Source organism: Flavobacterium sp. PL02 (assembly GCF_035013205.1).
Lineage (GTDB): Bacteria > Bacteroidota > Bacteroidia > Flavobacteriales > Flavobacteriaceae > Flavobacterium.
This window is the reverse complement of sequence record NZ_JAYGJP010000001.1, coordinates 515,687-534,623: the sequence shown is the minus strand read 5'-3', so window position 1 is coordinate 534,623 and position 18,937 is coordinate 515,687. Positions and strand designations below refer to the sequence as shown.

Annotated in this window: 18 protein-coding genes and 1 tRNA gene; 6 read left to right on the top strand and 13 right to left on the bottom strand. The window is 33.2% G+C overall.

The genetic code is table 11. The features are described from left to right. Positions 1 to 5 precede the first annotated feature (5 nt). From SHI72_RS02220 to hisS, 9 genes are all read right to left on the bottom strand, one after another. A complete protein-coding gene (locus tag SHI72_RS02220; protein ID WP_323488910.1) occupies positions 6 to 797 on the bottom strand; it encodes an alpha/beta hydrolase in 792 nt (263 codons plus the stop codon). A gap of 58 nt (positions 798 to 855) precedes the next feature. After that, positions 856 to 1,515 (bottom strand): DEAD/DEAH box helicase, encoded by a 660-nt coding sequence (locus SHI72_RS02215; protein ID WP_323488909.1) that lies wholly within the window; start codon positions 1,513 to 1,515, stop codon positions 856 to 858. A gap of 104 nt (positions 1,516 to 1,619) precedes the next feature. Next, the gene (locus SHI72_RS02210) at positions 1,620 to 2,783 is read right to left on the bottom strand and encodes a sigma-54-dependent transcriptional regulator (protein WP_039111292.1); all 1,164 of its coding nucleotides are present in this window, start codon (positions 2,781 to 2,783) and stop codon (positions 1,620 to 1,622) included. Between the two features lie 317 nt (positions 2,784 to 3,100). After that, a complete protein-coding gene (locus SHI72_RS02205) occupies positions 3,101 to 4,417 on the bottom strand; it encodes an ABC transporter permease (protein WP_323488908.1) in 1,317 nt (438 codons plus the stop codon). A 96-nt stretch (positions 4,418 to 4,513) separates the two neighbouring features. Next, complete coding sequence (locus SHI72_RS02200) at positions 4,514 to 5,434, bottom strand: ATP-binding cassette domain-containing protein (protein ID WP_323488907.1); 921 nt, start codon at positions 5,432 to 5,434, stop codon at positions 4,514 to 4,516. Between the two features lie 176 nt (positions 5,435 to 5,610). After that, the gene (dnaJ, locus tag SHI72_RS02195) at positions 5,611 to 6,720 is read right to left on the bottom strand and encodes a molecular chaperone DnaJ (protein ID WP_323488906.1); all 1,110 of its coding nucleotides are present in this window, start codon (positions 6,718 to 6,720) and stop codon (positions 5,611 to 5,613) included. A 97-nt stretch (positions 6,721 to 6,817) separates the two neighbouring features. Next, on the bottom strand, positions 6,818 to 7,396 hold the full coding sequence (locus tag SHI72_RS02190) for a nucleotide exchange factor GrpE (protein ID WP_039111297.1): 579 nt from the start codon (positions 7,394 to 7,396) through the stop codon (positions 6,818 to 6,820). A 384-nt stretch (positions 7,397 to 7,780) separates the two neighbouring features. Beyond that, a tRNA-Trp gene (locus tag SHI72_RS02185) sits at positions 7,781 to 7,851 on the bottom strand. Between the two features lie 818 nt (positions 7,852 to 8,669). Then, positions 8,670 to 10,097, bottom strand: a complete 1,428-nt coding sequence (hisS, locus tag SHI72_RS02180; RefSeq protein WP_323488905.1) for a histidine--tRNA ligase — start codon at positions 10,095 to 10,097, stop codon at positions 8,670 to 8,672. A gap of 155 nt (positions 10,098 to 10,252) precedes the next feature. Between hisS and SHI72_RS02175 the strand changes: the two genes are divergently transcribed. Beyond that, positions 10,253 to 11,497 carry an ABC transporter permease gene (locus tag SHI72_RS02175; protein WP_323488904.1) on the top strand — a complete coding sequence of 415 codons (1,245 nt, stop codon included), beginning with the start codon at positions 10,253 to 10,255 and terminating at the stop codon, positions 11,495 to 11,497. 302 nt (positions 11,498 to 11,799) lie between these two features. Here SHI72_RS02175 and prmC read toward each other — a convergent pair whose 3' ends face one another. From prmC to SHI72_RS02160, 3 genes are read right to left on the bottom strand one after another with little or no spacing between them, the layout of a single operon-like run. Further along, positions 11,800 to 12,654: a peptide chain release factor N(5)-glutamine methyltransferase gene (gene prmC, locus SHI72_RS02170; protein WP_323488903.1), complete on the bottom strand. Its 855-nt coding sequence runs from the start codon at positions 12,652 to 12,654 to the stop codon at positions 11,800 to 11,802. A 29-nt stretch (positions 12,655 to 12,683) separates the two neighbouring features. After that, positions 12,684 to 13,493, bottom strand: coding sequence for a hypothetical protein (locus tag SHI72_RS02165; RefSeq protein WP_323488902.1), 810 nt, complete (start codon positions 13,491 to 13,493; stop codon positions 12,684 to 12,686). Between the two features lie 4 nt (positions 13,494 to 13,497). Continuing rightward, positions 13,498 to 13,983: a GNAT family N-acetyltransferase gene (locus SHI72_RS02160; protein WP_323488901.1), complete on the bottom strand. Its 486-nt coding sequence runs from the start codon at positions 13,981 to 13,983 to the stop codon at positions 13,498 to 13,500. A gap of 107 nt (positions 13,984 to 14,090) precedes the next feature. On the opposite strand from SHI72_RS02160, the gene ribD reads away from it, so the two are divergent. The 3 genes from ribD to SHI72_RS02145 are packed head-to-tail and all read left to right on the top strand — an operon-like array spanning position 14,091 to position 16,383. Next, on the top strand, positions 14,091 to 15,146 hold the full coding sequence (ribD, locus tag SHI72_RS02155) for a bifunctional diaminohydroxyphosphoribosylaminopyrimidine deaminase/5-amino-6-(5-phosphoribosylamino)uracil reductase RibD (protein ID WP_323488900.1): 1,056 nt from the start codon (positions 14,091 to 14,093) through the stop codon (positions 15,144 to 15,146). Next, a complete protein-coding gene (locus SHI72_RS02150) occupies positions 15,139 to 15,741 on the top strand; it encodes an HAD family hydrolase (RefSeq protein ID WP_039120445.1) in 603 nt (200 codons plus the stop codon). Before ribD ends, SHI72_RS02150 begins: the two co-directional genes overlap by 8 nt. A gap of 9 nt (positions 15,742 to 15,750) precedes the next feature. Beyond that, complete coding sequence (locus SHI72_RS02145; protein WP_039111310.1) at positions 15,751 to 16,383, top strand: IMPACT family protein; 633 nt, start codon at positions 15,751 to 15,753, stop codon at positions 16,381 to 16,383. A gap of 31 nt (positions 16,384 to 16,414) precedes the next feature. Here SHI72_RS02145 and SHI72_RS02140 read toward each other — a convergent pair whose 3' ends face one another. Next, on the bottom strand, positions 16,415 to 16,819 hold the full coding sequence (locus SHI72_RS02140; protein ID WP_039111317.1) for an acyl-CoA thioesterase: 405 nt from the start codon (positions 16,817 to 16,819) through the stop codon (positions 16,415 to 16,417). Positions 16,820 to 17,004: 185 nt separating this feature from the next. Between SHI72_RS02140 and dnaA the strand changes: the two genes are divergently transcribed. Both dnaA and SHI72_RS02130 read left to right on the top strand, forming a co-directional pair. Further along, positions 17,005 to 18,432 (top strand): chromosomal replication initiator protein DnaA, encoded by a 1,428-nt coding sequence (dnaA, locus tag SHI72_RS02135; protein ID WP_039111581.1) that lies wholly within the window; start codon positions 17,005 to 17,007, stop codon positions 18,430 to 18,432. Positions 18,433 to 18,441: 9 nt separating this feature from the next. Beyond that, positions 18,442 to 18,909, top strand: a complete 468-nt coding sequence (locus SHI72_RS02130) for a low molecular weight protein-tyrosine-phosphatase (RefSeq protein WP_323488899.1) — start codon at positions 18,442 to 18,444, stop codon at positions 18,907 to 18,909. The last annotated feature ends 28 nt before the right edge of the window (positions 18,910 to 18,937 follow it).

The following is an 18,937-nucleotide window of genomic DNA, read 5'->3' as shown; positions in this document are numbered from 1 at the left end:
CCTATTTATTTTAATACTATTGTTTTTAATTGATTTTGAAAATCTTCATTTTCATTTATTCCAATATGATTCTGTCCTTTTAATACATAAAGATACCCATTCGATTTTAATAATTTACTTAATCTAACCGAATTAGAAAAAGGAATTAATTGATCTTGATCTCCATGAAAAATATAAATTGGCACCTTTATCTTTTTAAAATAATCATGCGTTTCAAAATTAAATTTTTTCATGAAATCAGGAAAAAAAGGAACTTTACTACCTGTTAATTCTGTAAAACTATAATATGGCGCCTGAAGAATTAATGCTTTAGGCTTATTATTTGATGCCAAAATCGTCGCAAGACCACTTCCTATTGAATAGCCAGCAATGATGATTTTGTTTTCACTATATCTCTCACATAGTTTTTTATAAACTACCGAAATATCTTTGTTTAATTGATCTTCATCATCAATCTTTCCTCCGCTTTTTCCAAAACTTCTATAATCTAAGATAAAAATATCATATCCCAAACTCGTATAAACATTTGCTATACTTCCCCACGTATCCAGAGTACCTGCGTTTCCGTGAAGATAAAAAATCAATCCTTTTGGACTTTCAGTTTTAAATAACAAACCATTCAAATTTACACCATCAAAAGAACGAATATTGAGTTCTTCAAAATTTTGTTGGTATTCAAATTTAAAATTCTCAGGGAGTTTGGAGTTTTGAAAAACCATACCTGCCTGATTAAAATAGATATATGAAACAACAGACAAATAAACAATAAACAGCAATCCTAAAACTATTACAATCAAAAATCTAAGTGTTTTAAAAATTTCCATTTATTATACATCATCTTATTTTTAATCTAGTCTATTCTTCAATATCCTCTTCTTCATCCTCATCCTCATCCTCATCGTCCTCATCGATTTCGAATAAATAAGGCTCAAGTAACATTTTATCTGCCAAAATATCAATACTTTCTGTCAGTTGTTCTGCAAAAATAATACGCTGTGTTTTAGTAATACTATTAGAAATACGCATGATTTTAGTTTCATGACGTAATTTCAAAATTGGGTTTGCATCATCCAGGATAAACATCTTCAAACGGTTTACATTATATCCCGCAGTAGTAAACATATCGCTTAGTTTATTTGGTGTTCCGATTAAAACATCAACTCCTGTTGAGATGTAGTTTTTATCATAATCCATATCGCCTTTGTCATGCACACCATAAACCTCAAGGTCACTATACTTACCGTATTTCTCAAAAAGCTCTTCCATTTCCAACACCTTTGCTTTATCTTCTACGATAATCAAAGCACGAGGAGATTCTTCATTTTTACCTGTCAATTGCTGAATAACATTTAGAACAATTGTAGTAGATTTTCCGCTTCCTTTTGGAGCAACAATAATACAATCCGCACCACTTTTTAGCGTAGAAAAAGTTTCTTGTTGTAATGTATTAGCTTCGGTTAAACCGTTTGCGATTAACGCCTCCTGTAACTTTTCGTTTATTTTTTTTAGTTTCATCTTTTTAATGCTTTAAGCTTTAAGCTAAATGCTTCAAGCAAAAATTATTTATAATAATATTAATAGCTTAAAGCATTTAGCTTAAAGCCTATTGCGCGAAGCATCTATTTACTTGCGAACATCTTTACATCTGTTTCCGAAATTTCGCTTCCTCCTAATATAATAAGGCGCTCTACAACATTTCGTAACTCCCTGATGTTTCCTGTCCAATCATATTCTTGCAAAAGTTTTATCGCTTGAGGCGAAAATATCTTCACTGTATTTCCTTGTTCTGAAGCTATTTTTTCGGCAAAATGCGAAATCAAAGCCGGAATATCTTCTCTCCTGTCATTTAATGGCGGAACTTTAATCAAGATCACTGCCAGACGGTGGTATAAATCTTCACGGAAACGACCTTCGGCAATTTCTGTTTTTAAATCTTTATTGGTTGCAGCAACTACCCTAACATCTACTTTGATATCTTTCTCTGCTCCTACTCTTGTAATCATACTTTCTTGCAAAGCACGTAACACTTTGGCTTGAGCCGAAAGACTCATATCTCCAATTTCATCCAGGAAGATTGTTCCTTTATCTGCAGCTTCAAATTTTCCTGCTCTATCTTTAACCGCCGATGTAAAAGCTCCTTTTACGTGACCAAACAATTCACTTTCGATTAACTCGCTCGGAATTGCAGCACAGTTTACTTCGATTAAAGGGAAATTAGAACGTGCACTTTTTTCATGCAATTGGTGTGCTACCAGTTCTTTTCCTGTTCCGTTAGGTCCAGTAATCAAAACTCTGGCTTCCGTTTCGGCTACCTTTTCAATCATAATTTTAATATGACTTATAGCTTCACTATCACCAATCATTTCGTAATTCTTACTTACTTTTTTCTTTAAAATCTTGTTTTCTACAACAAGTTTTTTTCTGTCTAAAGCATTACGAACTGTATTTAATAAACGGTTTAAATCTGGTGGTTTTGATATGTAATCAAAAGCTCCAAGACGCATCGTATGAATTGCCGTTTCCATATCGCCATGACCTGATATCATAACCATCGGAATCTCAGGTTTGATTTTTTTTACTTCTTCTAATACCTCAACACCATCCATCTTTGGCATTTTGATATCGCACAAAACCAAATCGTAATCGTTGTTTTTTATCTTTTCAAGACCCGAAACACCATCTTCTGCCTCCTCAACCTGATAGCTATCATTCTCTTCTGATAAAATCTTGGTAAGTACTCTACGAATAGCTGCTTCGTCTTCTATAATTAATATTTTACTCATTTCTTTTGAGGTTCTAAGTTGCAAAGGCCCAAAGGTACAAAGTTTAAAATCTTTGTCGCTTTATAACCTTACAGCTTTATTATTATTTTAATATTAACCGCAAAGGTTAAAAAAGAACAAAGGCACAAAGTCTAAAAACCTTTGTCCCTTTGTTGCTCCGTATCTTTTTTTGAGGTTCTAAGTTGCAAAGGTTCAAAGGTACAAAGTTTAAAATCTTTGTCGCTTCTTACCTTTGAACCTTTGTTATTATATTTTTTTATGCCTTTTGTGTAATTCTTATAGATAGTTTAACTTCAAACGTTCAAAAATCTTTGCAACTAATACTTCAGCCATTTATATAATTCCTTCCATGTTGGTTTCTTACCATACATTAATATTCCTACTCGGTATATTTTGGCAGCAAACCAAACTACTGCCAAAAATGAAGCTAACAATAAAGTTACGGAAATAAGTATTTGCCACCAAGGCACTCCAAACGGAAGTCGCATTAACATAACAATTGGTGAAGTAAGTGGAATCATAGAAAACACTACTGCAACTGTCCCGTGTGGATCATTTACAACAGTAAAGAAACCGATATAAACACTCAAAATTAATGGCATAATGATAGGCAAAAGAAATTGTTGCGAGTCAGTTTGGTTATCAACCGCTGCTCCAATAGCCGCATAAAACGAACTATATAAAAAATATCCTCCTATAAAATAAACCACAAACCCAATTAGAATGCTTGCAATTGGCAAACTCCATAATTCATTAATATACATTTGGGCTGTACCTACGAGTTCTTTTTGTGCAGTAGCCATTAACTCTGGCGGAATCTTAGCCGTTGGCCCAACATTTACTCCAAAAAATGCTGATGCTGCAAACATTAGAGCAAATCCTATTACAGCCCAAATTAAAAACTGTAACAATCCTGCCAATGAAGTTCCGATTATCTTACCCATCATCAATTGAAAAGGTTTTACCGATGAAATAATAATTTCGATGATTCTATTGGTTTTTTCTTCGATTACACTTCGCATAACCATATTACCATAAATAACAATAAACATCATTATTAAGTAACCAAAAGAACCTCCAATTGCGATTTTTATTTCGTTAAGTCCTTTTAAACTCTCTTCTCCCGATGCTTTTGCGAGATGGATATTTACATTTGCCTGTGCATTTTTTATTGCTAATGTATCTAAATTTGCTTCTTGAAAATTAATTCTCGTAATCTCGTCGGCAATTGTATTTTGTGTGTTTTCGATAAAAGAAATACTCGGACTATTATTTGATATAAATTCTATTTTACTTTCTAAATCCTTTATTTTATCAGTTTTAGGAATCAAAAGCAATCCGTCTAAACTTTCTTTAGCAATACTATCTTTTAGCGATTGCAAAGGCATTTTGGATAAATCAAGATATCTAAACTCGACATTTTTTGCATTTTGCTTGGTAAATTCCGAAGCAAACAAACCCGTTTCGTCATAAATTGCAATACGTTTCGTATCGGCTTTCATAGAACTTAAATATCCGATAAAAGCAGCTATTGCAACAAACAATAACGGACTTAAAAAAGTCATTACGATAAAAGACTTATTACGGACTTTAGAAATAAATTCTCTTTTTATAATTAATGATATAATACTCATTTTTTATTTTAGATTGTTAGATTTTTAGACTGCTTAGACTTCTTAGACTTTCTTAAACTTGTTAGATTTTGAGATCAGTCTAAGTAGTCTAACGATCTATTTCGTTACTGTTTGAATAAAAATATCATTTACACTTGGAATTTTCTCAACAAAATGAGTCACTTGCCCTCGTTGTGTTAATAAATTCAATAATTCATTTGGAGTTGCATTTCCTATCTGAATTTCCAGTTTTAGTTCGTCACCCAATGATTTAAAATGTGCTGGTAAAACGGTAAACTTCTGCGAAATATCATACATCAATCCTTCGATATTGTTTGTTAATATTCCAACTTCAAAACTATTTGTTTTAAATTGTCTTTTTACATCAATCAGTTTGCCTTCTATCAGTTTATTCGATTTATGAATCAAAGCAATATGATCACAAAGTTCTTCAACACTTTCCATTCGGTGTGTCGAAAAAATAATAGTCGAACCTTGTTCTTTTAATGCCAAAATTTCATCTTTTATGACATTGGCATTAACTGGGTCAAAACCAGAAAATGGCTCATCAAAAATTAACAATTTTGGTTTATGCAATACACAAACCACAAACTGAATTTTCTGTGCCATTCCTTTTGATAATTCCTGAACTTTCTTGTTCCACCAACCCTGAATTTCTAATCTGTCAAACCAATATTCTAATTGTTTCTTAGCTTCGGCTTTAGACAATCCTTTCATCTGAGCCAGATACAAACATTGCTCTCCTACTTTCATAGAACTATACAATCCTCTTTCTTCAGGAAGATATCCGATATGTTGAACGTGTTTAGGCTGTAATTTCTCACCATCAAGAATCACTTCCCCACTATCTGGATAAGTAATCTGATTTATAATTCTTATTAATGATGTTTTCCCAGCTCCATTAGGACCTAATAATCCGTAAATACTGCCTTTTGGAACATTTAATGAAACTTCGTTAAGCGCAACATAATCACCGTATTGTTTTACGACATTATGTACTTCGAGTAAGTTGCTCATGCTTTTTTTTTGGGTTTACTACGTCTACTTGACTACTCGACCTTTTTGGTTTCGCGTGTGTAAAAGTAAATAATTAGTAGCGAAAACTTCGTATTGTTACAAAAAAAACCCATCCTAAATAAAGTTAAGATGGGTTTGTAAATTAATTATAACGTTTTATAAAAGATAAGATGTGTTTATGAAAACATATCTTTTACTTTTTCAAAAAATGATTTATCCGTTTTCTCAGGACTTGGAATAAAATGGTCATCTGTTAAAGCATTTTCAAAAAATTGTTTTTGATCTTTGCTCAATGTTTTTGGTGTCCAAACATTCACATGAACCAATAAATCTCCATTTCCGTATCCATTGATACTTGGAATTCCTTTTCCTTTTAATCTTAAGATTTTTCCAGATTGAATTCCTTCTTCTAATTTAATTCTCACTTTTCCGTTAATTGCTTCAATATCTTTAGAGATACCTAAAACAGCTTCTGGAAAGCTTATGTATAAATCGTAATGTAAATTTTCGCCTTCACGTTTCAAGAATTCGTGCTCTAGTTCTTCAATTGCAACAATTAAATCACCTGGAACACTGTTTCCTGGAGCATCGTTTCCTTTGCCAGAAACTTTAAGCTGCATTCCATCAACAACTCCTGCAGGAATTTTGATTGATACAGTTTCATCTTCCTGAACCATACCTTGTGAATCTGCATTGCTAGGTTTTTTATCTAAAATCTGACCAGAACCTCCACAAGTTGGACAAGTCGAAGCTGATTGCATTCTACCTAAAATAGTATTAGTCACACGCATTACCTGCCCTTGACCGTTACATGTAGAACATGTTTTATAAGTAACCCCTTTGGCTTGAACCTTACGTTTTACTTTTACTTTTTTCTCAACACCATTTGCAACCTCTTCTAAAGTTAATTTAACTTTAATTCTAAGATTACTTCCTTTAGTACGACGAGGGCCTCCACCGCCTCCGAAACCACCAAATCCGCCTCCGAAGATGTCGCCAAACTGACTGAATATGTCATCCATATTCATGCCACCATGACCACCACCTCCAAAACCACCTGAACCATCAAAGGCTTGGTGACCGTATTGATCGTATTTGGCTTTTTTATTAGGGTCGCTTAAAACTTCATACGCTTCTGCAGCCAATTTGAAGTTCTCTTCTGCCTGTTTGTCGTCTGGATTTTTATCCGGATGATATTTCAACGCACATTTACGGTACGCTTTTTTGATCTCGGCAGCATCCGCATTTTTTGAAATGCCTAATATTTCGTAAAAATCTTTTTTCATAATTGTTTAAATTCCAAAAAAACAAAACCCAATAAATAACTCAATTCTGAAGACTCAAAACTATTTATTTGGGATTTGGGAGTTATAATTTGACATTTTAGTTTCCTACAACAACTTTAGGGAAACGAATAATTTTGTCTCCTAATTTGTATCCTTTTTCTATAACATCAACGATTTTACCTTTCAATTTATCAGAAGGTGCTGGAATTTGAGTAATAGCTTCAGCATAATCAGCATTAAATGCATCTCCTGCTCTCACTTCAATTTGCTCTAAACCTTTAGCAACCAATGTGCCTTTAAGTTTTTCGTGAATTAACTCAACTCCTTTAGTCAATGTTTCATTTTCAGATTTGTTGATCTCAACCATTGCTCTGTCAAAATCATCTAATACTGGAAGCATTGCCAATAATACCTCTTGATTAGCCGTTTTAAACAAATCTATTCTTTCTTTTGAAGTTCTTTTTTTGTAATTTTCAAACTCAGCAAACAAACGTAAAAATTTATCTTTTTCTTTTGCTAAGTCTTGAGCTAGTTGTTCTTCTACACTTAATTCCTCAATAATAATCTGTTCGCCATTGGCATTATTCTCTAACGTTACGTCATCTATTTCTTGATCGATTTCTGTATTTTCCGTAGTCATATTACTTTTATTTTTAAAAATATTCTTAAACTTCATTTTTTATTCTTTTCTATGGATTGCAAAAGTACTGCCAAACCTTATAAAATGTCAAATTGTCATCTTCTGACAAATTCTTACTTTATCAAGTCTTTAAGCAATGTATCTAAATCTATCATATTCTCAAAAAAATTAGTATAATTTTAAGATAATTGCGATTTAGAATAAATACATTTGAATTAATTACAATTAATTATTACCTATCAAAAATTGAATTCAAGGTTAGCTTCGGCTTTATAATAAATTATTAATTCAACTTTACCTTATATTAAAAAAAGCTTCGCCTGATAGACGAAGCTTTTTTTCATGCTTTTTACCTTTAACTCCAAGAAAGCTTCTCAAAAATATTTTATAACTTGTTTGTTATTTTATATATTTTTATTGCACGGGCGGAGGGATTCGAACCCCCATCAACGGTTTTGGAGACCGCTATTCTACCCTTGAACTACGCCCGTAACTCAAGGCAGCAAATTAAAGGCTTTTTTTTCTTTCTCACCAATTATTTTACGCAAATTTAAAAAGTTTTAAGCCGATCAGCGCTAATAATTCACTAGCACAATCACTACCAAAGCTTTATGAAATTTACATTCTTCTTTCAAAACAAAAATTCTGCGAAACAACCGCAAAAATCATTAAAATTTTTTAAAAGTATGACTTTATAAAAACACAAAGTTCGCAAAGCTTTGTATTTATCTGGCTTTGCGAACTTTGTGTTTTCTATGCGAAAGGAACGCGGATGATACGGATTTACAAAAGTAAAAACACAGATTAAACGGATTTTTAAAAATAATAGATAAAATCCGTTTAATCTGTGTTCCTCTATAGACAATCTAAAAAAAACTTAATCTCTTTGTGAAATAACCGCAAAGGTCCCCAAAATTTTTAAAAGTATGATTTTACAAAAAACACAAAGTCCGCAAAGCTTTGTATTCATCTAGCTTTGCGGACTTTGTGCTTTCTATGCGAAAGGAACGCGGATGATACGGATTTACAAAAGTAAAAATACGGATTAAAAGGATTTTTAAAAATAATAGATAAAAATCCTTTTAATCCGTGTTTTCGCGATAGCGAATCCGCTTAATCCGCGTTCCTCTATAGACAATCTAAAAAAAACTTAATCTCTTTGTGAAATAACCGCAAAGGTCGCCAAAATTTTTAAAAGTATGATTTTACAAAAAACACAAAGTCCGCAAAGCTTTGTATTCATCTAGCTTTGCGGACTTTGTGTTTTCTATGCGTAAAATAAATCTTAGCACACTTTGCGGTTAAACTCTTATACTAATAAAGCAGCTTTCAACCCTTCTAAATCAACCGAAACTTGTTCGCCCGTTAGTAAGTTTTTAAGCGAGTACATATTCGACTCTATTTCTTGTTCACCAGCAATAACAGCAAAAGGAATCATACGTTTATCAGCATGCTGAAACTGTTTTCCTACCTTTACATTATCTGGATACAACTCTACTTTTATATTTTCTTTTCTTAATTCCTGAATCGCTTTAAGCGCATAAAAAGCCTCTTTATCACCGTAGTTTATAAACAAAGCTTTAGAGGTTGCCGTAACCGTATCAGGAAATAATTGCAATTCCTCAAGCACTAAATAAATACGATCTAATCCGAAAGAGATTCCAACACCACTCATGTTTTTCAATCCAAAAACACCAGTTAAATCGTCGTATCTTCCGCCACCACCGATAGAACCCATGGCAACAGTTTTAGGTGGAGCTATTTCAAAAATTGCTCCTGTATAGTAGTTAAGTCCACGAGCAAGCGTAACATCCAAATCTAAAATTGCTGTAGACAATCCTAAGTTAAACACATTGTCACAAATAAAACGCAACTCCTCTACCCCTTTCATCCCTTCTTCAGAAGAAGCTAATAAAACCGAAAGCTGATTAATTTTATCTGAGATCGTTCCTCTAAAACTAAATAATGGCTGCACTTTTACAAGCGCTTCTTCCGAAATTCCTTTCTCCATCATTTCCTTCTTCACACCATCTTCGCCTATTTTATCAAGCTTATCCAGCGCAACCGTAAAATCAATTAATTTATCCGAAGCACCAATAACCTCAGCAATTCCAGATAATATTTTTCGGTTATTTATTTTTATAGTTACACCACTTAAACCTAAAGAGGTAAAAACAGTATCATATAATTGTACCAACTCTACTTCTTGCCATAATGATTTAGAACCAACCACATCGGCATCACATTGAAAAAACTCTCTGTAACGTCCTCTTTGAGGTCTGTCAGCTCTCCAAACTGGTTGAATTTGGTATCTTTTAAAAGGAAATTCAATTTCATTTTGGTGCTGCACTACATATCTTGCAAAAGGAACTGTTAAGTCGTAACGCAATGCTTTTTCAGAAATCCTACTTGTAAATTTATTCAACTCAATTCTTTCATTGATATCAATTTTTTCAGCAGAATTAACTTGTAGAGATTCTATAGATTCAGGTAATTCAATTTTGCTTTTATTGAAGAAAAAATTACCTGAGTTCAATATTTTAAAAATCAAACGGTCACCTTCTTCACCATATTTCCCCATTAAAGTATCGGAATTTTCAAAAGATGGTGTTTCAATAGGTTGAAAACCAAACTTCTCAAAATTATTTTTTATGGTTTGAATAATATATTGACGTTTTGACACCTCTGCAGGCGAAAAATCTCTTGTTCCTTGTGGAATACTTGGTTTCGAAGCCATTTCTCTTTGATATTTTAGATTGCTGATTTTAGACTTTAGATTTACTTTCGAAATCTTAAATTCTAATCGAGTGCAAATATCTCACTTTTTAAAATAAATAATGACTCTTCTAAAACAAACTTGTAACAAAAATTGTATTTTCGTGACAAACTAGTATGATGCTAAAATTATTCAAAGAAAATATCCGGATTGCATTTGGTTCCATTCGAACACAATTATTACGTACCATTCTTACCGTTTTAATTATTGCAATAGGCATCACAGCTTTAGTTGGGATTTTAACTGTAGTTTCGGCATTAGAGAATACTATTTCTACCGATTTTGCTTCTATGGGAGCAAATACCTTTAATATAAACCAATACGAAAACGAAGTTCGAAACCGTGGCGGTAACGAAAGAGAAATCATAAATCCTATTATTTCTTATCCCGAAGCCGTTGCATTCAAGAATAAATACAGATATCCATTTACCGAAACATCGCTTTCATTTACAGCAACATCTACAGCCGAAGTAAAATATCTTGGTACCAAAACCGATCCTGAAATTAAAGTACTTGGAGTCGACGAACATTTTATTGGTAATTCTGGTCTTGAAACCAGCATTGGCAGAACATTTAATCAGTTTGATATCGAGAACAATACCTATGTATGTATATTAGGTTCCGATTTCATGAAAGGATTATTAAAAGATGTAAACCCAATCGATAAAATCATTTCTATCCGTGGCGCACGCTTTAAAGTTATTGGCGTACTTAAAGAAAAAGGATCTACATTCGGGAACAGTCAGGATTTACGAGTATTAATTCCTATTCAGGTAGCGCGTTCCTTATTTACAGCACCAAACATAAACTATACGATAAGCGTAATGGTTTCCAAAAAAGAATTATTGGATCAAGCCATCGATAATGCAACAAGCACCATGCGTCGTGTGCGAAAATTAAGCCCAATACGTGATAATAATTTTGGTGTAGTACGCAGCGACGACCTTATTAATCGCATCCTCGGAATCACACAATACCTTGGTTGGGCAGCATGGATTATAAGCGTCATTACTATCTTAGGTTCCTCTATAGCCTTAATGAATATCATGATAGTATCGGTAACAGAGCGTACCCGAGAAATCGGTGTTCGTAAAGCCCTCGGAGCCAAAAAAACAACTATTGCCGTACAATTCTTTATCGAAACCTTACTTATAGGACAATTAGGTGGTTTAATCGGAATTATTCTCGGAATCTTAGTTGGCTTAGCCTTTGCAACAGCAATGAAATTCGTATTTGTAATTCCATGGGGAGCAATTTTCGCTGCATTCGGCACCAGCTTTACAGTCGCAATTGTGTCAGGATTATACCCAGCAATAAAAGCATCTCAACTCGACCCTATCGAAGCTTTACGCTATGAATAGTATTCAGTCGCAGTTTTCAGTTTCAGTATAACAGCTACATTTTACGTATTTCATTTTACCAAAAGAAAGTTTGCAGGAGCGCAACTTAATCGTTACATAACACGAACTGTCCCGCTTTACGCTCCAATCTTTTATCTTGAGAAAAATCAAGATAAAAGGATTTCTCCCGAAGCTTCGGGACAATCGGGGCTATTTTACAACTTACGTTTTCAAGTCACGTCCTCATCTCCTACAAGGTTTTGAAAACCTTGCAGGAAAACTTCATTTCACTTTTTACAAAATACATCTTACCCTAAAAAAACTTATTTAATACAAAAAATCATCCTGTCATTATCGTAAATATCCTTACGCAATTCGATGTTTTTAAAACCTAAATCCTCAAGTAATTCAACTGTTTCCTTTCCTAAATACTGATTAATTTCAAAATAAAGACTTCCGTTTTTTCTCAGATTCTTTTGAGCTAGTTCAGCTATTTTTCTATAAAAAATAAGCGCATCGTTATCGGCAACAAAAAGTGCCAAATGCGGTTCATAATCTAATACATTCTTCTTGATTTCCTCTTTTTCAAGATTCCTTACATAAGGCGGATTCGAAACAATAACATCAAACTCCTGCATTAAATCCTCGGTTTCCAGAATATTCTGAAGCAAAAAAGTAACCGAAACCCCATTGGCCTCAGCATTTCTTTTGGCAGTAGCCAAAGCATTCTCCGAGACATCAATTGCAAAAACCTGAGCATGAGAAATATTTTTAGCCAGCGAAATAGCAATACAACCACTTCCAGTACCTATATCCAGAATTTTTAAGTTTTTGGATTTCCCAACCTTTAAATCCTCTTTAATAATCCACTCAACCAATTCTTCCGTTTCTGGTCGCGGAATCAAAACGTTTGAGTTTACCTCAAAATCTAATCCGTAAAAATTCGTTTTTCCTAACAAATATTGTATCGGAATTTCCTTTTTTAATTCAGTCACCAGAATACTCCAATCAGCAATTTCTTCGTCCGAAAAAGACAAATCTGGGTTTAAAGCCAAATCTATTTGTTTAAGATTTCGTTTCACTTCCAGAATTAAATAGAAGAAACTCTCCACTTCCAGAACATCATAAACTCCCGAAAGCTCTTGAATAAATTGCGTTCTGTATTGTTTTATTTTCATTTTATACTTGTTGTTAAAAGCAGGCTTAATTAGCAATCAAATCCTACTGCAATTTCAGAAACCCTCTTCATCGCCTCACCACTTTTAGCTTTACTCGAAAGAAACAGAATCACCCGCTCCTCTTCATAATGTCTATTTGCGCTAAAAACAAAATCTAATTTCCCATCGTTATCAATATCTCCTGCAAAAATCAACTTAACAAAAGTATCATTAAATGATTCTTCCGATAAAAGCAATTTTTCAGTAGTATTTCCTGTAGACAGATAGAGCTTATAATTTTCGACCTTCTTAAAAACTTCTTCTGTATTATCATCTGTAGAAACCATTTCCGAAGAAAGAACTTTACCTTCCCCACGCAAAGTATAATTAACATTATTAAAGGTAAAAGTTAGTTTTTCGTCTGGCCAAATTTTATCTTCTTCAATCTTTAAAGATTTTATTTTTCCCAATTTCAAATCAGGCAAATCCATAAAAATGATTGATTTATTTTTAGCAAGAACAGACACTAAGGAATCTCCCGAACATTCATCAAATCCTTTTTCTATTTTAAAATCTGCTTTTCCTAAATAATATTCCCCATTCTGCTCATATAAATCAATCCACTTTTTAGTTAAAGCAACAGCAGGATTTTCTTCTCCATAACTTCTATAACTTCGCGCAAGCAAAATATCAAAGTCATTTTTAAACTCCTCCTCCGAAACTACTTCTTTTTCCTGAACAGAATCTTTTACAATAGATTTTTTACTAACCCCAATAATTTTTTCTGTTTTCGTTTCTTTAGCATCTTTACAAGAAAACAGAATTGAAACCAAAACAATTCCAACAACAATTTTTTTCATAAACTTATAACTTTTTCAACATCCAAACTGGGCATGAAGTATGACCCGTGCATCCCATTGGCGCATCAAGATATTCAAAACCTGATTTTTTATATAATTTTTGAGCAGCATGCATAAAAGGCATCGTTTCGATATAACAATTCTCAAAACCAAAATCCTTAGCACTCTCCAAACATTTTTCCATCATTTTACTTCCTATTCCCAAACCACGAGTTTCTGGTAAAAAGTACATTTTTTGCAATTCACAAATTGTTGGCGCTTCGTTCTCCAACGGAGCAATTCCGGCACAACCCACAATTTTATCATTATTTTCGACTACAAAACAAACCGCTTTAGACTTATTATATTCTTCAAACATAAAATCCAAATACGGATCTTCGTATGCAGTTCCTACTTTCGGGATATTCAACTCATCAAAAACGGCTCTTATCAATTGTGCCACAGCCTGATTGTCTTCTTTAGTTATTTTTCTGATAATCCAATTTTCCATTTCTTCTTATTCTGTCTTATACAATGTACAAAAGTAAATATACTTTATTGTTATTTTAGATAGATTCAAAACTAAATCATAAACTCAAAAATAACTACTTTTGCATTGTGAATATACATGAAAAATACATAAAACGCTGCATCCAACTTGCCAAAAATGGCTTAGGAACTACATATCCAAACCCAATGGTTGGTAGCGTTATCGTTTATAATGATACTATTATAGGAGAAGGCTGGCATAAAAAAGCAGGCGAACCTCATGCCGAAGTAAATGCTGTAAACTCAGTAAAAGATAAATCATTGCTCAAAAAAGCAACTATTTACGTAAGTTTAGAACCATGCAGTCATTTTGGTAAAACACCACCTTGTTGCGACTTAATTATTGCAAACGAAATTCCAAATGTAGTTGTTGGGACAGTAGATCCAAACGAAAAAGTTGCCGGCAAAGGAATTAAAAAACTCCTTGAAGCAGGAAAGAAAGTTACCATTGGAGTCCTTGAAGAGGAATGCAATGAACTAAACAAACGCTTTTTTACATTTCATCAACAAAAAAGACCTTATATAATCTTAAAATGGGCAGAATCTAAAGATGGATTTCTCGCTCCAGAAAAAGAGAACGATACAATTATAAAAAGAGAACCAATCTGGATTACCAATGCCTATTCACGACAATTGGTACATAAATGGCGAAGCGAAGAACAAGCTATCCTGGTAGGAACACAAACTGTTATTGACGACAATCCTAAATTAAATACTCGTGATTGGGCTGGTAATAATCCTGTGCGCGTTGTTCTGGATCAAAACAATCGCATTCCTCAAGACAGTCATATTTTTAGCAATGATGTTAAAACTATTGTATTTACAAAATCCAAAATTGCCATTGAAAAAGAAAACCTTATCTTTGAAGTAATTGATTTTAAAGAAAATATAATCCCGCAAATACTTGCAGTTTTATACCAACATCAAATTCAATCAATTATTATCGAAGGCGGATTGCAAACTTTACAATCCTTTATCGATACAAACCTATGGGATGAAGGGCGTATTTTTATTGGAAACACCTACTTTACAAAAGGTACTAAAGCCCCTATAATTGCTGGCATAAAAAATAAAAAAACCTACATTGGTAAAGACGAATTAATACAAGTTAGAAACCATGATTGATACTATTATTTTTGATTTTGGAGATATATTCATCAACTTAGACAAACAAGCTACAATTGATGGACTAAAAAAACTTGGACTGACTGAATGGAATAATAATCTAGATCAATTAAATATTAAATTCGAAACTGGTAACATTACTCCCGAAGAATTTATATCAGGGTTTCAAAAAGAGATTCCTAATGCATCTGCAAAAGAAATCCTGAATGCCTGGAATGCTGTTCTCCTAGATTTTCCATTATACCGATTAGAGTTTCTTCAGATGCTTTCTGAGAAATACAGATTGTTCTTATTAAGCAACACCGACTCTATTCATATTAAAACATTCGAACATAAAACAGGGGTATCATTTTATAGTGATTTCTACCAATGCTTTGAAAAAGTTTACTTTTCATTCGAAATAGGAATGAGAAAACCAAATCATGAAGCTTATACCTATATAATAAACAAACACGAGTTATCCCCAAAACGAACTTTGTTTGTAGACGACAAAATCGAAAATACCAATGCTGCTGCCGAACTTGGTCTTCAGGTATGGAACTTACAAGTAGGAAAAGAAGATGTCGTAGATTTATTTGATAAAAAAATAATTTAGAAAACAATCTTGGAAATTAAAGATACCTATCAAACGATAGCATTCCCATCGGAAGAAGTACTGTATAAAGAAAAAAGCAGCAAATTTTTTGGCTATGCCTATCCTATTACATCCGAAGAAGAAGTAAAACCTATAATCGAAGCCCTAAAAAAGCAACACCCAAGTGCTGTACATTATTGCTACGCCTATCAATTAGGCATCGAACCTACCGTAAGCTACAGAGCCAACGATGATGGAGAACCGAGCAATACTGCAGGAATGCCTATTTACGGGCAAATACAATCTTTTAGCGTGACAAACGTTCTTATTGTTGTTGTACGTATATATGGAGGAATTAAATTAGGCGTAGGAGGATTAATAGCCGCTTACAGAACAACTGCACAAATGGCATTAGAAGTTTGCGAAATCGTCGAAAAAACCATTGATGTACAGTTTTTAATCTCTTTTGATTATAAAAACATGAATAAAGTAATGCGAGTTATCAAAGAAAAAAGATTGGAGATTGTCTCACAAGAAATGGAAATCGACGAAGATTCTGGACTCCCAATTGGCAAAATAACGATCCAAATTCGCAAAAAAAATGCCGAAATGATATTCGACATTTTTGATTCAATGTTTGAAATAGGAATAAAATTATGCTAAAATCATTTTCATTTATGGTAAATTTTAGCAATTATTCAATCTTTTTAAGAAGCTCCAAAATATAGCTTGGAGGAGCTGTTGGACGACCCGTTTTTAAGGACACAAAAACCAAAATAAAGACAGCAGTTGTTAATAACTCATTTGACTCGTTATAAATCTCGCAATCAAATTCTATCTTGACAGATGACTGACTTTTAAATGTTGTATGCACCGTTAATAACTCATCATATCGTGCCGATTTTTTATAATTAATATTCATTGAAACAATTGGCAAAGCGATCCCGCTTTCTTCCATGCTTTTATACGAAACCCCTTTGTTTCTAAGCCATTCCACTCGTCCAATTTCAAAATAAGGAATATAATTCCCATGATAAACGACTCCCATTTGATCCGTTTCTGAGTAACGAACACGCACTTGAGTTTGATGATTTTTCATTATTTATTTATTAAAAAAAATTAATTTTTAAACCTCGCCTTACAACAATATTTTAGATAATTACCACCCGAAATATTTTTTTTTAACGAAATTTGTTCACATATTTGTTATCTTGAAAAATGACAATTATTCAACCTCGTTTTTATAAGAGTAATATTATCAATACACATAATTTATTTGAATCTATGACTAAAACTGCACAATCGGTATGGGAAAACTGTTTGTCTTTTATAAAAGACAACATTCAAGATCAAGCGTACAAAACTTGGTTTGAGCCAATCAAATCAGTTGAGCTAACCGACAACGCATTATACATTCAAGTTCCAAGTAAATTTTTCTACGAATGGTTAGAAGAGCACTATGTAAAATTACTAAAAGTTGCTCTTACCAAGGAACTCGGAAAAAATGCAAAGTTACTCTATAAAATCAAAATGGAAAACACTTATGGCAACAAACAACCGTTTACGGAACAATTGCCAAGTGCCAATAGAGGACCTATGAAACCTCAAGATGTTGACGCTCCGTTTAAAAACTTAAATCCTGAATTAAAAAACCCATTTGTAATTCCAGGAATACGTAATTTAAAAATCGAGTCTCAATTAAACCCGAACTATAGTTTTGATAATTTCCTTGAAGGAGACTCAAATCGTTTAGCTCGTTCTGCAGGTATGGCTGTTGCCAATAAACCTGGAGGAACATCATTTAATCCGTTATTGATTTTTGGTGGAGTTGGTTTAGGAAAAACACACTTAGCTCACGCAATTGGAGTTGAAGTAAAAGACAAATACCCAGAAAAAACGGTTTTATATATTTCTGCCGAAATTTTCACACAACAATATATCGACTCGGTAAAAAAGAATAATCGTAATGATTTCATTCACTTTTACCAGTTAATCGATGTTTTAATTATTGACGACGTTCAGTTCCTATCTGGAAAATCAGGTACGCAAGACGTTTTCTTCCATATTTTTAATTATTTACATCAAAACGGAAAACAGGTAATTTTGACTTCTGACAAAGCTCCTGTTGACATGCAAGACATTGAACAACGTTTATTATCACGTTTTAAATGGGGATTATCTGCCGAGTTACATCAGCCAGATTACGAAACTAGAATTTCTATCTTAAAAAATATTTTATATCGTGACGGAGTTGAAATTCCAGAAGATATTATCGAATATGTAGCACGCAACATTAAATCGAATGTACGTGAACTAGAAGGAGCAATTATTTCGTTGATTGCACAATCTTCTTTCAACAAAAAAGAAGTAACGATTGAATTGGCTAAAAGCGTAGTCGAAAAATTCGTTAAAAATGTAAAAAGAGAAATTTCTATCGATTACATCCAAAAAATTGTATCCGATTATTTCCAACTGGATATCGAAACACTTCAATCTAAAACTAGAAAGAGGCACGTTGTTCAGGCAAGACAATTGGCGATGTTTTTTGCAAAGAAATTCACTAAAGCATCTTTAGCAAATATTGGCTCACAAATTGGTGATCGTGATCACGCAACCGTATTACACGCTTGTAAAACAGTTGACAATTTAGTCTCTACAGACAAACAATTCAAGAAATTTGTCGAAGACATCAATAAAAAATTAACGCTATAAACGCGAACCATGCCCGTAAAAATTTTAATGGTCTGCTTGGGTAACATTTGCAGATCACCATTAGCCGAAGGCATTTTAGCTTCAAAATTACCTAAAGACATTTTTTTAGTTGATTCGGCAGGAACGGGCGGTTGGTATGTTGGTCGAAACCCTGACCAACGCTCAATCGCGGTAGCACAAAAAAACGGCTTAAACATTTCAAATCAAAAAGGAAGACAATTCAAAACTTCCGATTTTGATACCTTCGATTATATCTACGTCATGGACAATTCCAACTATAATGACGTTATTGCATTGACAAAAAATCAACAGCAAAAAGATAAAGTACAACTTATTCTAAACGAATTATTTCCCGCAGAAAATGTTGATGTTCCCGATCCCTATTATGGCTTACCAAACGGCTTTAATTCAGTTTATCAAATGCTGGACGAAGCTGCCGAAGTGATCGCTAAAAAACTAATAGCCAAACATCAATAACCGAAATCTGTCTTAATAAATTAAAAAA

Bases quoted from the DNA above. Each gene is read 5' to 3' on its own strand.
- hisS (WP_323488905.1), bottom strand. From the start codon at position 10,097: ATGGCTTCGAAACCAAGTATTCCACAAGGAACAAGAGATTTTTCGCCT.
- SHI72_RS02215 (WP_323488909.1), bottom strand. From the start codon at position 1,515: ATGAAACTAAAAAAAATAAACGAAAAGTTACAGGAGGCGTTAATCGCA.
- prmC (WP_323488903.1), bottom strand. From the start codon at position 12,654: ATGAAAATAAAACAATACAGAACGCAATTTATTCAAGAGCTTTCGGGA.
- SHI72_RS02190 (WP_039111297.1), bottom strand. From the start codon at position 7,396: ATGAAGTTTAAGAATATTTTTAAAAATAAAAGTAATATGACTACGGAA.
- SHI72_RS02205 (WP_323488908.1), bottom strand. From the start codon at position 4,417: ATGAGTATTATATCATTAATTATAAAAAGAGAATTTATTTCTAAAGTC.
- SHI72_RS02175 (WP_323488904.1), top strand. From the start codon at position 10,253: ATGATGCTAAAATTATTCAAAGAAAATATCCGGATTGCATTTGGTTCC.
- SHI72_RS02140 (WP_039111317.1), bottom strand. From the start codon at position 16,819: ATGAAAAATCATCAAACTCAAGTGCGTGTTCGTTACTCAGAAACGGAT.
- SHI72_RS02210 (WP_039111292.1), bottom strand. From the start codon at position 2,783: ATGAGTAAAATATTAATTATAGAAGACGAAGCAGCTATTCGTAGAGTA.
- SHI72_RS02160 (WP_323488901.1), bottom strand. From the start codon at position 13,983: ATGGAAAATTGGATTATCAGAAAAATAACTAAAGAAGACAATCAGGCT.
- dnaJ (WP_323488906.1), bottom strand. From the start codon at position 6,720: ATGAAAAAAGATTTTTACGAAATATTAGGCATTTCAAAAAATGCGGAT.
- SHI72_RS02200 (WP_323488907.1), bottom strand. From the start codon at position 5,434: ATGAGCAACTTACTCGAAGTACATAATGTCGTAAAACAATACGGTGAT.
- SHI72_RS02130 (WP_323488899.1), top strand. From the start codon at position 18,442: ATGCCCGTAAAAATTTTAATGGTCTGCTTGGGTAACATTTGCAGATCA.
- SHI72_RS02150 (WP_039120445.1), top strand. From the start codon at position 15,139: ATGATTGATACTATTATTTTTGATTTTGGAGATATATTCATCAACTTA.
- dnaA (WP_039111581.1), top strand. From the start codon at position 17,005: ATGACTAAAACTGCACAATCGGTATGGGAAAACTGTTTGTCTTTTATA.
- SHI72_RS02165 (WP_323488902.1), bottom strand. From the start codon at position 13,493: ATGAAAAAAATTGTTGTTGGAATTGTTTTGGTTTCAATTCTGTTTTCT.